This window comes from Streptomyces sp. ML-6 (assembly GCF_030116705.1).
Lineage (GTDB): Bacteria > Actinomycetota > Actinomycetes > Streptomycetales > Streptomycetaceae > Streptomyces.
In genome coordinates this window covers 4,262,600-4,276,200 of the sequence record NZ_JAOTIK010000001.1, presented here as the reverse complement: position 1 = coordinate 4,276,200, position 13,601 = coordinate 4,262,600, and the positions used below count along the sequence as shown (strand labels likewise).

General features: G+C 72.9%; 14 protein-coding genes. 5 read left to right on the top strand and 9 right to left on the bottom strand.

What is annotated here, in order from left to right:
* Positions 1–575: 575 nt before the first annotated feature.
* The gene (locus OCT49_RS18950; protein ID WP_283853043.1) at positions 576–1,310 is read left to right on the top strand and encodes a dienelactone hydrolase family protein; all 735 of its coding nucleotides are present in this window, start codon (positions 576–578) and stop codon (positions 1,308–1,310) included.
* A 121-nt stretch (positions 1,311–1,431) separates the two neighbouring features.
* Here the strand turns inward: OCT49_RS18950 and OCT49_RS18945 are convergent, their stop codons facing one another.
* Positions 1,432–2,298 carry a peptidoglycan-binding protein gene (locus tag OCT49_RS18945; protein WP_283855853.1) on the bottom strand — a complete coding sequence of 289 codons (867 nt, stop codon included), beginning with the start codon at positions 2,296–2,298 and terminating at the stop codon, positions 1,432–1,434.
* 662 nt (positions 2,299–2,960) lie between these two features.
* Between OCT49_RS18945 and OCT49_RS18940 the strand changes: the two genes are divergently transcribed.
* From OCT49_RS18940 to OCT49_RS18930, 3 genes are all read left to right on the top strand, one after another.
* The gene (locus tag OCT49_RS18940; RefSeq protein WP_283853042.1) at positions 2,961–4,094 is read left to right on the top strand and encodes a MerR family transcriptional regulator; all 1,134 of its coding nucleotides are present in this window, start codon (positions 2,961–2,963) and stop codon (positions 4,092–4,094) included.
* A gap of 46 nt (positions 4,095–4,140) precedes the next feature.
* Positions 4,141–5,163 (top strand): UDP-glucose 4-epimerase GalE, encoded by a 1,023-nt coding sequence (galE, locus tag OCT49_RS18935; RefSeq protein WP_283853041.1) that lies wholly within the window; start codon positions 4,141–4,143, stop codon positions 5,161–5,163.
* 74 nt (positions 5,164–5,237) lie between these two features.
* Complete coding sequence (locus tag OCT49_RS18930) at positions 5,238–5,759, top strand: DUF2199 domain-containing protein (protein WP_283853040.1); 522 nt, start codon at positions 5,238–5,240, stop codon at positions 5,757–5,759.
* Positions 5,760–5,808: 49 nt separating this feature from the next.
* On the opposite strand, the gene OCT49_RS18925 is transcribed toward OCT49_RS18930, so the two are convergent.
* The 5 genes from OCT49_RS18925 to OCT49_RS18905 all read right to left on the bottom strand — a co-directional run bounded on the left by OCT49_RS18925 (position 5,809) and on the right by OCT49_RS18905 (position 10,657).
* The gene (locus OCT49_RS18925; protein ID WP_283853039.1) at positions 5,809–6,501 is read right to left on the bottom strand and encodes a TetR/AcrR family transcriptional regulator; all 693 of its coding nucleotides are present in this window, start codon (positions 6,499–6,501) and stop codon (positions 5,809–5,811) included.
* A gap of 18 nt (positions 6,502–6,519) precedes the next feature.
* Complete coding sequence (locus OCT49_RS18920; RefSeq protein WP_283853038.1) at positions 6,520–7,290, bottom strand: TetR/AcrR family transcriptional regulator; 771 nt, start codon at positions 7,288–7,290, stop codon at positions 6,520–6,522.
* A 268-nt stretch (positions 7,291–7,558) separates the two neighbouring features.
* A complete protein-coding gene (locus OCT49_RS18915; RefSeq protein ID WP_283853037.1) occupies positions 7,559–8,809 on the bottom strand; it encodes a GNAT family N-acetyltransferase in 1,251 nt (416 codons plus the stop codon).
* Positions 8,810–8,994: 185 nt separating this feature from the next.
* The gene (locus tag OCT49_RS18910; RefSeq protein ID WP_283853036.1) at positions 8,995–9,969 is read right to left on the bottom strand and encodes an asparaginase; all 975 of its coding nucleotides are present in this window, start codon (positions 9,967–9,969) and stop codon (positions 8,995–8,997) included.
* Between the two features lie 46 nt (positions 9,970–10,015).
* Positions 10,016–10,657 carry an RsiG family protein gene (locus OCT49_RS18905; protein WP_283853035.1) on the bottom strand — a complete coding sequence of 214 codons (642 nt, stop codon included), beginning with the start codon at positions 10,655–10,657 and terminating at the stop codon, positions 10,016–10,018.
* A 131-nt stretch (positions 10,658–10,788) separates the two neighbouring features.
* On the opposite strand from OCT49_RS18905, the gene dtd reads away from it, so the two are divergent.
* A complete protein-coding gene (gene dtd / locus OCT49_RS18900) occupies positions 10,789–11,238 on the top strand; it encodes a D-aminoacyl-tRNA deacylase (protein WP_283853034.1) in 450 nt (149 codons plus the stop codon).
* A gap of 66 nt (positions 11,239–11,304) precedes the next feature.
* Here dtd and ygfZ read toward each other — a convergent pair whose 3' ends face one another.
* The 3 genes from ygfZ to OCT49_RS18885 form a co-directional block, all read right to left on the bottom strand.
* Complete coding sequence (gene ygfZ / locus OCT49_RS18895; RefSeq protein WP_283853033.1) at positions 11,305–12,270, bottom strand: CAF17-like 4Fe-4S cluster assembly/insertion protein YgfZ; 966 nt, start codon at positions 12,268–12,270, stop codon at positions 11,305–11,307.
* Positions 12,271–12,379: 109 nt separating this feature from the next.
* The gene (locus OCT49_RS18890) at positions 12,380–12,814 is read right to left on the bottom strand and encodes a Fur family transcriptional regulator (RefSeq protein ID WP_283853032.1); all 435 of its coding nucleotides are present in this window, start codon (positions 12,812–12,814) and stop codon (positions 12,380–12,382) included.
* A gap of 90 nt (positions 12,815–12,904) precedes the next feature.
* A complete protein-coding gene (locus tag OCT49_RS18885; protein WP_283853031.1) occupies positions 12,905–13,477 on the bottom strand; it encodes a heme-binding beta-barrel domain-containing protein in 573 nt (190 codons plus the stop codon).
* Positions 13,478–13,601: the final 124 nt, after the last annotated feature.

The following is a 13,601-nucleotide window of genomic DNA, read 5'->3' as shown; positions in this document are numbered from 1 at the left end:
CGCCATGGGAGCGGCGGCCTACGGATGAGCGGGACGGGGAGCGCGCGTTCGTCCCACTCGACCGTAAGCACAACAGGTCGGGGCCTCCGCCTGCCAACAGTTATCCGGGACAGGACAGCCGTGCCGTGCCGTGCCGGAGCACGGTACTCGATCTCGTGTCTTGTCACTTCAGCGCGCTCGTCGTCATCAAGAGCGTTCCCGGGGCGGCGTGAGGTACTGGCCACCGTGGCCGGTCGCAGTCCTGTCGCAGTCCTGTCGCAGTCCTGTCGCAGTCCTGTCGCCCTGGAGCTGTCGGATTCTCGCCGTGTCGCATGCGGTGCGTGCCGGTTCCCGTCCGTCCGGGGCCTCCGCCCGGGCCGGAATGCCGACGTCGGCTCGCATCCGGGGGGCTACGCTGTGCGGCTATGAATACCGGGACGGCCTTGCGCCACACACGGATCGGTGACCCGGGGCTCTTCTGAGCGCCGTACGGGCCGCTCCTGGCCCGTTCTTCGATCGAGGCTCCTGCGCCGCGCGGGCTCCGCCTCCGTCGGGTTGATCACAGGCTCTGCACATCAACCACGACAGGAGCATTCATGCCCACCAAGACGCTGCAGATTCCCACCCCGGACGGCCGGGCCGACGCCTTCGCCGCCTTCCCCGACGACAACGAGCGGCACCCGGGGGTGCTGATGTACGCGGACGGCTTCGGCATCCGTCCCGTGCTGCGGGAGATGGCCCGCGAACTGGCCGGGCACGGCTACTACGTGCTCGTCCCCAACTCCTTCTACCGGCACGGCCCGGCCCCGCTGGTCGAGCTTCCCGAGCACATCGGGGAAGAGGCCCGGCCCGCGATCCTCGCCCAGTTGATGCCCTTGATCGAGGCGCACACCGCCGAACACGTCCTGCGCGATGCCGACGCCTACCTCGGGTTCCTCGCCGCCCGGCCCGAGGTCGGCGCCGGACCGGTCGCGGTGACCGGCTACTGCATAGGCGGCCTCTACGCGATGCGCACCGCTGCGGCCCACCCCGAGCAGGTGGCCGCCGTCGCCGCGTTCCACGGCCCGGTGGGAGTCGACGGGCCCGGCCTCTTCTCCGGGCTCACCGCCCAGGTCCATCTCGGCCACGCCGAAGGCGACCTGACGCCCGGGGCCCTCGGCGAGCTCAACCGGGCCCTCGACGCGGCAGGTGTCGACCACACCTCCGAGATCTACCCCGGCACCGTCCACGGCTTCACCATGTCCGACACCGACGCTTTCAGCGCCTCCGGACTGAAGCGCCACTGGGAGCGCCTGCTCCCCCTCCTGGACCGCACCCTGACCGGCCACTGAGGCTCCGGCGGCGCACTCGCCGCAAAGCCGTGGGGGCGGAGCCGTCGATCCGGCTCCGCCCCCACGCGTTCACGCCGTCAGCGGGCACCGTGACCGGAACCGCCGGAAGCCCGACGGGCCGTCACCCGACCAGGGCCTCCCAGGTCTTCGGGCCCGCCTGGCCGTCGACGACCAGGCGGTTGACGCTCTGGTAGGAGCGGACGGCGGAGTTGGTGACCGAGCCGAAGCCGCCGTCGACGGCGAGGCCCGCGCTGTGCTTGTTCAACGCCACCTGGAGGGCGCGCACATGCGATCCGGAGCTGCCCTTCTGGATCGTGTAGACCAGCTTCGCCCAGGTCTTCGGGCCGACCTGGCCGTCCGCCACCAGGCCCTTGGAGGACTGGAACTTCTTGACCGCGGCGACCGACACCGAGCCGTAATCGCCGTCGGCGGTCAGGGCCCTGCCGCGCTGGGTCATCAGGTACTGGATGACCTTCACGGTCGCGCCCACGGCGCCGGGGTTGATGGTCGACCAGCCGCCGCCCAGGTCCACGCCGCGGGCGGCGAGGTAGGAGACCGGGTTGACCGTGGAGCCCAGCGCTCCGCTGTGGGTCTCGAAGTGGAGGTGGGGCCCGGTCACGTTGCCCGTGGCGCCCATGTCGGCGATGCGCTGCCCTGCGGCGACCTTGGCGTTGAGGCCGATCCGGAACACGCTGAGGTGCCCGTAGTAGGTGTACCGCCCGCTGCCGTGCGAGATGACCAGGCCGTTCCCGGTGCGTCCCGTCAGGACGTTGCGGCCGCGGCGGATCACGGTGCCGGCGGCCGCGGCGTAGACGGCCGTGCCCACCGAGTTGGTGACGTCCTGGCCCGCGTGCGGGTAGCCGCCGCGCGAGGCTCCGTAGTGGCCGCCCGCGGGGAAGTAGCCCCGGGCGGGGTTGCACCAGCGGCCGTCCTTGAGCGTCGCCGCCGAGGCCGACGAGGTCAGGGCCGGTACGCCCGTGAGCGCCACGCCGAGCCCGGCGCCGACACCGAGCAGCAGCTTTCTGCGCGACGGGCCCACCGGTCGGAGGTCCCGCAGTTCTTCCACCGCGCCGTCGGCCGGACCGCACTGCTCACACATGTCCCGTCCTCCTTCATTTCCCGCTCGTCCCGCACCGCGGTCCGGCGGACCACGCATGCGATGTGGCGAGAGCATGACAGAGGGGGGAATGGCCCTCCAGGGCCCTGGGGTCCACCTCCGTGGCAGGTACCTGCCGGATACAACCTCTGCGACCCGGCCGCCGTTTCACGGGCGAAACGGCCATCCACCCCGGCCCGTGCCGCATGGTGACGCATCGGTGTTTTTATCCGGTCCCGCGAGGCGGGAACGGGGGAACCGGGGCACACGGTTCCGGTTCGGCACCCACGCGTGGGCCCGCGGGATGGTCCGGACCTGGGCCCGGGGGCCCACCGACGGTTCCCGCCTGGGCCCGGCACGGACGGGCGGGCAAGCGGGCGGGCAGTCGGTCGGGCGGACGGGCAGTCGGCCGGTCGGGCGGACGGGCAGTCGGTCGGGCGGACGGGCAGTCGGCCGGACGGGCGGCCCCAAGACCCGGGGTTGACCTTCACCCTGGGGGAAGCCACAGCATCGGGGAGCCGGACGACGCGTCCGGCACGAGGAGGACCGGACCCATGGGACTGCTGACCATCGGGGCGTTCGCGAAGGCGTCCCGGCTGTCGCCGAAGGCACTGCGCCACTACGACGAACTCGGCCTGCTGCCCCCCGCCCGCGTCGACCCGCTGACCGGCTACCGCTTCTACGCGCCGGAACAACTGGACCGGGCCCGGCTGGTCGCCTGGCTGCGCCGTCTCGGCATGCCGCTGGCCCTCGTCCGGCACGTCGGCACGCTGGAGCCGGACGAGGCGGCCCGGGAGGTCCGCGCGTTCTGGGCCCGGGTCGAGGCCGACACCGCCGCACGGCGGGACCTGGCCGGCTTCCTCGTCGACCACCTGTCACGGAAGGACCCCGCCATGAGCCCGACCACCCAGCTCCTGGAACTCCGTTACGCCGCGCTCTCCGACCCGGGCCTGGTCCGGGAGAGCAACCAGGACACCGTCCACGCCGGGGCCCGGCTGCTCGCCGTCGCCGACGGCTTCGGCCGCGCGGGGGCACCCGCCGGCGCCGCGGCCGTCGACGCGCTCAAGCAGCTGGAGACCGACGGCATCCCGGCGGGCGACCTCCTCAACGTCCTGGAGACCGCCGTGGAACGGGCCGGACGGGCCGTGCACGACGTCGTCGGCGCGGATGGCGCAGACGACGTGGACGGCGCGGACGGCGCGGGGGCGGAAGCCGGTACGACGCTCACCGCGATGCTGTGGACCGGATCGCAGCTGGCCCTCGTCCACATCGGCGACTCCCGCGCCCACCTCCTGCGCGACGGGGAGCTGTTCCAGATCACCCACGACCACACCATGGTCCGGGCGATGGTCGACGAGGGCCGGATCACCGAGGAGGAGGCCACCGTCCACCCCCAGCGGTCCCTGCTGATCCGGGCCCTGGGCGGGGCGGACGGCGCCGTCCCCGACCTGCGCCTGCACGACGCCCGGGCCGGGGACCGCTACCTCCTCTGCTCCGACGGCCTGTCCGGCGTCGTCCCGGCCGAGGAGGTGCGCCGGGTCCTCACGACGACCGGTGATCCGGAGCGGGCCGTACGCGAACTCGTCTCCCTGGCCAACCGTTCCGGCGGCCCCGACAACATCAGCTGCGTGGTCGCCGACGTACGGGAATCCCGGCCGGAGTCCCGGCCGGAGCCCCGGCGGCCGTGACAGCCGGTCTACGATCGGCCGACGGCTCCAGAGAGGCAGGCACCACATGAAGATCCTGATCGCGGGGGGCGCCGGCTACATCGGCAGCACGGTCGCGTCCGCCTGCGAGGACGCGGGCATCACCCCCGTCCTCCTCGACAACCTGGTGACGGGCAGGCGGGAGTTCACCGCGGGGCGGGTCTTCCACGAGGGCGACATCGCGGACGGCCTCCTGATCGACCGGATCTTCGCCGAACACCCCGACATCGACGCCGCCGTCCACTGCGCGGCCCTGATCGTGGTCCCGGACTCGGTCGCCGACCCGATCGGCTACTACCGGGCGAACGTGGCCAAGAGCCTGGAGTTCGTCGACCACCTCCTGCGCAACGGCTGCACCCGCATGGTGTTCAGCTCGTCCGCCTCCATCTACGCCGCCGCCGAGGACCTGACGGTCGACGAGGACTCCCCCCTCGACCCGCAGAGCCCGTACGCGCGGACCAAGGCACTGTGCGAGCAGATGTTCGCCGACATCGCCGCGTCCCTGCCGCTGCGGGTGCTGTCCCTGCGCTACTTCAACCCGATCGGCGCGGACCCGGAGATGCGGACGGGGCTCCAGCTGCCCCGCCCGAGCCACGCCCTGGGCAAGATGATCCAGGCGCGGGAGGAAGGCGTCCCGTTCCGGATCACCGGGACCGACTACCCGACGCGCGACGGCTCCGGCCTGCGGGACTACGTCCACGTCTGGGACCTGGCCACCGCGCACGTGGCCGCGCTCCGCGCCTTCGACACCCTCCTGCCGCCCCCCGGCACCGGGCCCGCGAGCGCCCCCGCCTCCACCGTCATCAACCTGGGCACCGGGACCGGCACCACCGTGCGCGAACTCCTGGACGCCTTCAACAGCGTCATCGACACCCCCGTCCCGGCGGTCGAGGCCCCGGCCCGGCCCGGCGACATCGCGGGGGCGTACACCCGCAGCGAGCGGGCCGGACAGCTGCTGGGGTGGCGGCCCCGGCACTCGCTGACGGAGGGCATCCGCCACTCCCTGAAGTGGGCCGCCCTGCGTGAGAAGGTGCTCGGCGACCCCTCGTAGGCGGGGCGGGGTCTCCCGCCCCGCCCCTCCGCGATCACGGCACGGCTCCGACAGCGGGTCGTTAGTATCCGGCCATGGCTACCGACCCCGGATACATCTGCTCCCGCTGCGGCGAACACCACGCGGAACTCCCGATGGGGTACTCGACCATGGCCCCCGACATCTGGGACGCGCGCCTGGAGAGCGACCCCGACAGCATGCTCTCCCCCGACCAGTGCATCGTCAGGCACGAGCACTACTTCATCAAGGGCCTGATCGAGATACCCGTGTTCGGCAGTGCGGAGCCCTTCTCCTGGGGTGTCTGGGTCTCGCTCAGCCGGGAGAACTTCACCCGCGCCCTGGACGTGTGGGAGACCCCGGGCCGCGAGACCGAGCAGCCCTACTTCGGCTGGCTGAGCACCGAGTTGGGGCTGTACTCGCCCCGCACCACCAACCTCAGGACGAACGCGCACACCCGCCCGATCGGCCTGCGCCCCCGGATCGAGCTGGAGCCCACCGACCATCCGCTCGCCGTCGAACAGCGCACCGGCATCACCCGCGACCGGGTCCGGGAGATCGCCGAGGCGGTGCTGCACGCCACCGATCCCGGCGCCTGACCGCACCGCCGCCGCCACGAACCGCTGCCGCCACCGCCGCGACGAACCGCTACCGCCGCGCCTCCAGCCCCGACCGCAGCTGTGCGAAGGCGAGTCCGGCCGCCTCGACCGCGGGACCGTACGCCCGGTCCGCGCTCTCCCCGCCGTCGATCCGCCGCCAGTTCTCCAGCCCCAGGATGCGCAGCACGGCGATGATCTGGCCCGCGGCCAGCCTGTCCCCCATACCGTCGCCCAGCGCCCGGGCGAGCGCCTCCTCCGAGCGGTTCTGGTAGGCGTACAGGCGCGCCACCAGGGACGGCGTCCCGTACAGCAGCCGGGTGAACGCCACCACCTCGGGTACGTCGCAGAGCCCGGTCACCGGGTCCCGCCGCTCCAGTCCGGCCAGGAAGTGGCGGTACAGGGCGTCCAGCGGCGATTCGGTGGCCGCGCGGGCGACGACCACCCGGGCCGCCTCGTCCTCGTGGTCGGCGAACCGGTGGAGGGCCAGGTCCTCCTTGGTCGGGAAGTACCGGAACAGGGTCGGCTTGGAGATGTCGGCGGCCGCGGCCACCTCCGCCACCGAGACCTTGTCGAAGCCCCGCTCCAGGAACATCGCGATCGCCGCTTCGGAGACCGCCTCGTACGTCAGCCGCTTCTTGCGCTCCCGCAGGCTCATCGGCGCCCCGGTCGTGCCGTCCGCGCCCGCCGCGCCCGCCGCTCCAGCCGCGTGTTCCGGACCGGGCCTCTCTCCGTTCATGACCATGAAGCGTACGCCCCGGCCTCAACCGGACTTGACGTCCACCAGCGCCGCGATCCCGTCCAGCACCCGTTCCAGCCCGAAGCCGAACTCCCGGTCGGACCCGCCCCACGCCTCCGGCACCCCGGCCCCCAGCAGCCGGGAGAGGGACGGATGGCGTACAGGGTCGACGAGCCGGTTCAGGGTGCGGTTGTACCCGTCCGTCACCTCCTGCGCCGGAACGCCCCGCACCGCCACGGCCTCGGCGAGGTCGCCCCTCAGCAACGCCTCGTTCCGCACGAACCCGCCGACCAGGAGGATGACGGAGGACTTCTCGTCCGCGTCCAGGCCGGTGTCCTCCAGGCACTGGAGCCCCTGCTCCCACCAGGCGACGGAGTTCGGGCTGACGGGCGGCCCCGGGACCGGGAGTCGGAGCATCCACAGGTTGCGGTGGAAGACCCGGCGCTGCGCGCGGGCCCACTCCGAGAGCGCCGCCCGCCAGCCGGCGCCGCTCTCCAGCGCGGGCAGCGGGGACGGCGGGCCCATCGCCGCCTCCTGCATCAGGACGTACAGCTCGTCCTTGGCGGACACGTACCGGTAGAGCGACATCGTCGAGGCGCCCAGATCCTTGGCGATCCGCCCCATCGAGACCCCGCCGAGCCCCTCGGACGCCGCCACCGCCACCGCGGCGTCCACGATGCGGGCCAGGGTCATCCCGGGTTTCGGCCCCTTGACCGGCCGTTCCCGCAGCCCCCAGGCGACCTCGATACTGGCCGGCAGGTCCGCACCGTCCGCCGGGGCCTTCGTCTGAGTCACCGGAACCCACCTTCCCTCGAACCTCTCCCGGGTACGCGCGAGGAGTACGCAGTGCTGGCCGGGGCGAGGACGGCAGGGCACGAACAGCACGGCCGTCTCGTCACGACACCGGGAGGAAGGTGCAACTCGACGCAAGGTCAACGTACTTGCACCGTCGGCGAACGGCCACCCCCACATTGCGCCATGCGGGGGCCGCGGCCGGACACGCGGACGGGCGCGCGAGGAGGCTCCCCGCGCGCCCGTCCGCCCGTCGCCCGCGCGGCGGTACTCAGAACTCGTCCGGGCACCAGGCGCGCCGCGCCGCCCGGAACATTCCCTCGGCCGACGCCACCGCGCCCGGCGTGCGTTCCTCGACCCGGCCCAGCGCCGCCAGCCTGAGCGGCGACTCGTCCCCCAGATAGAGCGTGCCCAGCTCCCGTACGTCCAGGGCGATGTCGGGCTCGGCGGTGGTCGGGGCGCAGCTCGCCCCGGCCGGGGAGCCCTCCAGCCGGTAGCGGCCGGCCGACAGGCCCGAGGCGTCGTGGACGTCCAGCACGAGCGTGCCGGGCACGGCGTAGGTACGGGCCTCCAGGGCGCGCACGACGTCCAGGACCCGCACCCACAGCCAGTCCGCCTGGGTCACGACACGGGCCGCGCGCGGGTCCGGGAGGAGGAGGGGCAGCAGGTCGTCGGGGGCGCGGTGGCCGGTGCGGACCGTGGTGATCCAGTCGATCGAGCAGACGAAGTGCCAGAGCGTGCGCTCCGCGGCCGGGGTCACGGCGATCAGCCCGTGCACCGTGGCCCGGTTCAGCGGCTGCTTGGCGTCGCCCCACCGGTCGTCGGCGCGGTAGGCGATCAGGCCCTCGGGCACGCCGTCCGCGTTGCTGTACACCGCGTAGAAGGGCTCCGTCCAGGGCTCGGGGCCGGCCAGGTTCTCGCCGGTGTTCACCTCCCACCAGCGTGCGTCGCGGTTGACCACGCCGTGCTGCCGGGCGCGCAGCCGCTCGTGCAGGGCCGGGCCCAGTTTGCGCACCTCCGGGCCGCTCACCAGGTCGACCCGGCCGCCGTCCCGTTCGGCGGGGCCCGACCAGCGCGGGTCGAGGCCCGCCCTCGGCACGTCGATCTCCCACTCGGTGGTCCACGTCGCCGGGCCGAAGCCGTACCTCCCGTAGATCGGGTACTCGGCGGCGATCAGCGTGGCGACCACCTCGCCGCGCTCCTTCGCCGCCGCCAGGTCCGCGGCCATCATCCGGCCGAGCAGCCCGCGCCGGCGGTGGGTGGGCGACACCGTGACGTTGGAGATCGCGTCGGCCGGCACCGCGGCACCGCCGACGGCCGTGAGCTCCTGCGCGAACGAGCGGTACGTGGCCACGCACCGCCCGTTGTCGAACGCACCCTGGGTACGGGCCAGGTCGATGTCCGGGAGACGCCGGGAGATCTCCCGTTCCGTGGCCTCCGGCACCTGTAGAAAGCCGGTGTGCTTGGCCACCAGCCAGTCGGGGAAATCGGACTCGGTGATCGTACGGACCTCAGGGTGCATGGGCCCCACGCTAAGTACTCCGCGCGCGTGGTGTCGCCCCGTTTTCCGCAGCCCGGACCCCCGCCGCCCCCGGGCCGCAGCGGCCGGCCCCGGAACCGGTCAGGCCGGGCCCGGAACCGGTCAGACCGGCCCCGGAACCAGTCCGGCCGACCCCGGAACCGGCCCGCTCGCGGACCCGGAGCGGGTCAGAAGGCCGCCCTGATCCCGCCGACCTCGCCGCCGCCGCCGAACAGCGGCGTGTGTGCGATCCGGGGGACCACCGGGGCGTCGATGCCGAGCAGCTCCAGCGACCGGGCCAGCACCGGGCCGAGCGCCCGCGTCGCGCCGTCATCGATCTTGAAGGCCAGCGCCCGGCCGTCCGGCAGCGCCAGCGCCTGCACCGCCTCCGCCCCCATCTTGGAGAGCGCGCCCGGCACCTCCCGCATCAGCCAGGTGTCGGGGCGGCGCGTACCGGCCACGTACTCGGGGTGGGCCCGCATCGCGTCCGCGACCCGGCGCTCCGCCGTCCCCGGCTCCGCCAGCACGAACGAGCGGAAGGCCCGCGCCAGGCCCACCAGGCTGATCGCCATCAGCGGCGCCCCGCACCCGTCCGTCCCGACCGCCGTGACGGGCTCGCTCGCCGCCTCCTCCACCACCTGGTGCACCAGCCGCTGGAGCGGGTGCGCGGGGTCGAGGTAGGAGGACCGGTCCCAGCCGTTCGGCGCGCACGCCGCGAGCATCGCCGCGTGCTTGCCGGAGCAGTTCATGGTGATCGGCTCCCGGGCCCGGCCCGCGGCGAGGTACGTCTCCGCCTGCGCCGGGTCCAGCGGCAGGTCGGGCGGGGTCTGCAGGTCGTCCGGGGTCAGTCCGTGCTCGGCGAGCATCGTGCGGACGAGTTCGATGTGGAAGTCCTCGCCGGAGTGGCTGGCGGCGGCCAGGGCCAGCCGCTCGCCCGACAGGTCCAGCCCGGCCCGCAGCACGGCCGCGGCCTGCATCGGCTTGTTCGAGGAGCGCGGGAAGACCGGGGCCGTCGGGTCGCCCAGGGTCCGTTCCACGCTGCCGTCGGCGGCCAGGACGACCAGCGAGCCCCGGTGATGGCCCTCCACGAACCCGGACCGTACGACCTCGGCCAGGACGGGAAGAGCGGGAGATATGACGGACGGGGCGGCGCTGGAGGTCATGGTGGCCTTCCGGGGACGGGCGGAACCCGCCCCCGGAAGGATCGCTTCAGGCAAGCAGGTCGTCTACTTGTGCTTCACCGTCACGGTACCTGCGGGCGATCTCGGCGCCGCAATCGTCAGCGGTGCGTTGCAGCTGGTGACGGCGCCGGGACACCTGCTCCTCGCAGCGGACCAGGCGGCCCATAGCAGTGTGCAGCTCTTCGTCCGTACGGGCGTCGAGGTCGGAGAGCTCGACCTCGGCGAACGTCTCGGCCGCCAGCCGGCGGTACTCGTCGCTGCGGGGTGTGGTGAGCGTGACGTGCCGGGCGGAGGAACGGTGCCGGGACGGGGTGTCGGCGAGGATCTCCGAGAGGCGGTCCACCACCGGGGTCTCCGGGTCCAGCCGCCGGGCCAGCTCAGCCCGCAGGATGTCGATCCGCCCCTGGACCAGCCGGCGCACATAACTGAGGTCGGCCTCGTCGCGCTGCGACTCGCGGCGCAGCGTGCGCAGCTCCGGCAGCCGCAGGGCGCCCAGCTCGGGCTGCGGCCCGGCGCACGGGCCGCAGCCCTCCAAGCCGTGGCCGGTTCGCTGCACGGGCGGACGCAGGGTGCTGGTACTGGTGCCGGTGCCGGTAGCGGTACTGGTGCTCGCGCCGCTCCGCGCGACCGGCACGGCGCCGGGGGACTGCCCGGTTCCATAGGTGCTCATGCTTGTGTCCATCCCCTCGACCGGTGCGTCGGCACACCGCCTTCCGAGCATGGTGCCACTCCAATGGGGCGCTTGGGGATGCTCTGTACCCGTTCAGCCCAAGCCGGGTTGGCCGAGATAGGTTGGTCCATATGCGTGCAGTGATTCAGCGGGTGGACGGCGCGAGCGTCACGGTGGCCGACGGGACGGACGGCGCGGACGGACCCCGGGTGGTCGGCGAAATCGTCGGCGAGGGACTGTGTGTGCTGGTGGGAATCACGCACGGGGACACCGCGGAGAAAGCCGCGCAGCTCGCCCGCAAGCTCTGGTCGCTGCGCATCCTGGAGGGCGAGAAGTCCTGCTCGGATGTGAATGCACCACTTCTGGTGATTTCGCAGTTCACTCTCTACGGGGACGCCCGGAAGGGCCGCAGGCCCACCTGGAACGCCGCGGCGCCCGGCGAGGTCGCCGAGCCGCTGGTCGACGAGGTCGTGGCGCAACTGCGGGCACTGGGGGCGCGGGTGGAGACGGGCCGGTTCGGGGCGAGCATGCGGGTCTCGCTCACCAACCAGGGCCCGTTCACCGTCCTCGTCGAGGTCTGACAGCCCGGCCCGTTCACCGTCCTTGCCGAGGGTCTGACGGTCGCCCGGCCCGGCCCGTATCGCGTCCTACGGCTCGACGACCGTCTCCTGGGCGGCGGCGGTGTCCCCCGCGAGCAGCTCCGCGTCCACCGCGACGTTCCGCTTGACCAGGGCCAGCGCGATCGGCCCCAGCTCGTGGTGGCGGGCGGACGTGGTGATGAAGCCCAGCTGGCGCCCCTCGGCACCGTCCGCGGCGAGCCGCACCGGGGTGCCGTGGCCGGGCAGCACGACCTCGCTGCCGTCGAGGTGCAGGAAGACCAGCCGGCGCGGCGGCTTGCCCAGGTTCTGCACCCGGGCCACGGTCTCCTGACCCCGGTAGCAGCCCTTCTGGAGGTGGACGGCGGTGCCGATCAGGCCCAGCTCGTGCGGGATGGTGCGGTGGTCGGTCTCGAAGCCGAGGCGCGGCCGGTGCGCCTCGACGCGCAGTGCCTCGTACGCCAGGATGCCCGCCACCGGGCCGTGCGCCGCCGCGTACTCCGCCAGGTCGGCGCGGGGCAGGAACAGGTCCCGGCCGTACGCCGTCTCCCGTACCGTCACCCCGTCCGGGACCTCGGCGATGGAACCGGCCGGCAGGTGCACCACGGCGAAGTCCTCGGTGCGGTCGGCGACTTCGACCCGGTAGAAGAACTTCATGGACTCCAGGTAGGCGACGAGGTCGCCCTGGGTCCCCGGCTCGGCGTGCATCCACACGGTCTCGCCGTCGTCGACCAGGTAGAGGGCGTGCTCGATGTGCCCGTTGCCGGTGAGGATCAGGGCCTCGGTGGCCTGCCCCGGAGCGAGTTCGCTGACGTGCTGGGTGATCAGCAGGTGCAGCCAGGCCAGCCGGTCGCTGCCGGTGACGGTGACGACGGGGCGGTGCGAGAGGTCGACGAGACCGGAGCCGTCGGCGAGGGTGCGCTGCTCGCGGAACAGGTCGCCGTAGTGCGCGGCGACGCCTTCGTCGCGGCCTTCGGCGGGGACGGCGCCGGGCAGGGACAGCAGGGGGCTCTTCATGCGACCAGCGTACGACGCGGTCCGCGGCCGACCGGTGGCCGGAGGGCCGGTCAAAAGGAGTAGGCCGGAGGTCGGAGTGGGCCGACCGGAGGTCGTGGGCCCGGCCCCCCTATTCCGCGGAGGCCGCCCCCGCCGCGCAGGCGGCGCAGCGGCCGAAGATCGCGAAGTGCTTCATGTCCGTCTCGAACCCGAAGTCGGCCCGGAGCTTGGCGGTGAACTCGGAGGCGACGGAGACGTCGGCCTCGATGACGCCCTCGCAGTCGCGGCAGACCAGGTGGATGTGGTGGTGGCGGTCGGCCAGGTGGTACGTGGGCGCCCCGTGCCCCAGGTGGGCGTGGCTGACCAGCCCCAGCTCCTCCAGGAGTTCGAGCGTGCGGTAGACGGTGGAGATGTTCACCCCGGACGCGGTCCTGCGCACCTCGGAGAGGATGTCGTCGGGCGTCGCGTGCTCCAGCGTGTCGACGGCTTCCAGGACAAGCTGCCGCTGCGGCGTCAGCCGATAGCCGCGCTGCCGGAGATCGGTCTTCCAGTCGGTGCTCACCACACGCCCAGTGTAGGACCGGGCGACGCCCCGTCCGCAGTGCTGCGCGGACCCTGTCCGCGCAGCGATGGCCACTTGGAGAAGGCCCGGCGGCTACTTGAAGAAGGCGATGCCGTCGTCCGGCAGGTCGCCGAGCTTCTTCGCCATCTCCTCGACCTCCTCGGGGGTGACGACCTTCTTCAGGTGCGCCGACATGTACGGGCGCAGCTCCACCTCGGGGGTGGCCTTCTCGCCGACCCACATCAGGTCGCTGTTCACGTAGCCGTAGAGCCGCTTGCCACCGCTGTACGGGCCGGAGGCCGCGGTCCGGGCCACCGCGTCGGTGACCAGGTCGATCTGCGGCTTCTGGTGGGCCAGCTCGCCGTACCAGATCTCGATGACGCCCTGGTCGCGGGACATGACGACCTCGACCTTGCGGTCCTTGTCGATGCGCCAGTAGCCGGACTCGGACTCCAGCGGCCGGACCTTCTTGCCCTCGGAGTCGAGCACCCAGGTGCGCGACACGTACTCCAGGAAGTCACGGCCGTCGTGGCTGAAGGAGACCTCCTGGCCGAAGTTGCACTGCTCGGCGCCGGGGAAGTCGGAAACACCCGCGCCCGCCCAGTTGCCGAGGAGGAAGGCCAGCGGGACGAGGTCCGGGTGGAGGTCGGACGGAATCTCGATCATGAACGGCTCAGACGATCTGTGAGGTGGAGTGACATGCGGACGTGACGCGCCGGGTACGGGGCGTCACGCCACCCGCGAGGGGCGCCTGCCCGGGTGCGGACGGCGGGTGGGTCAGCGCTGGCCC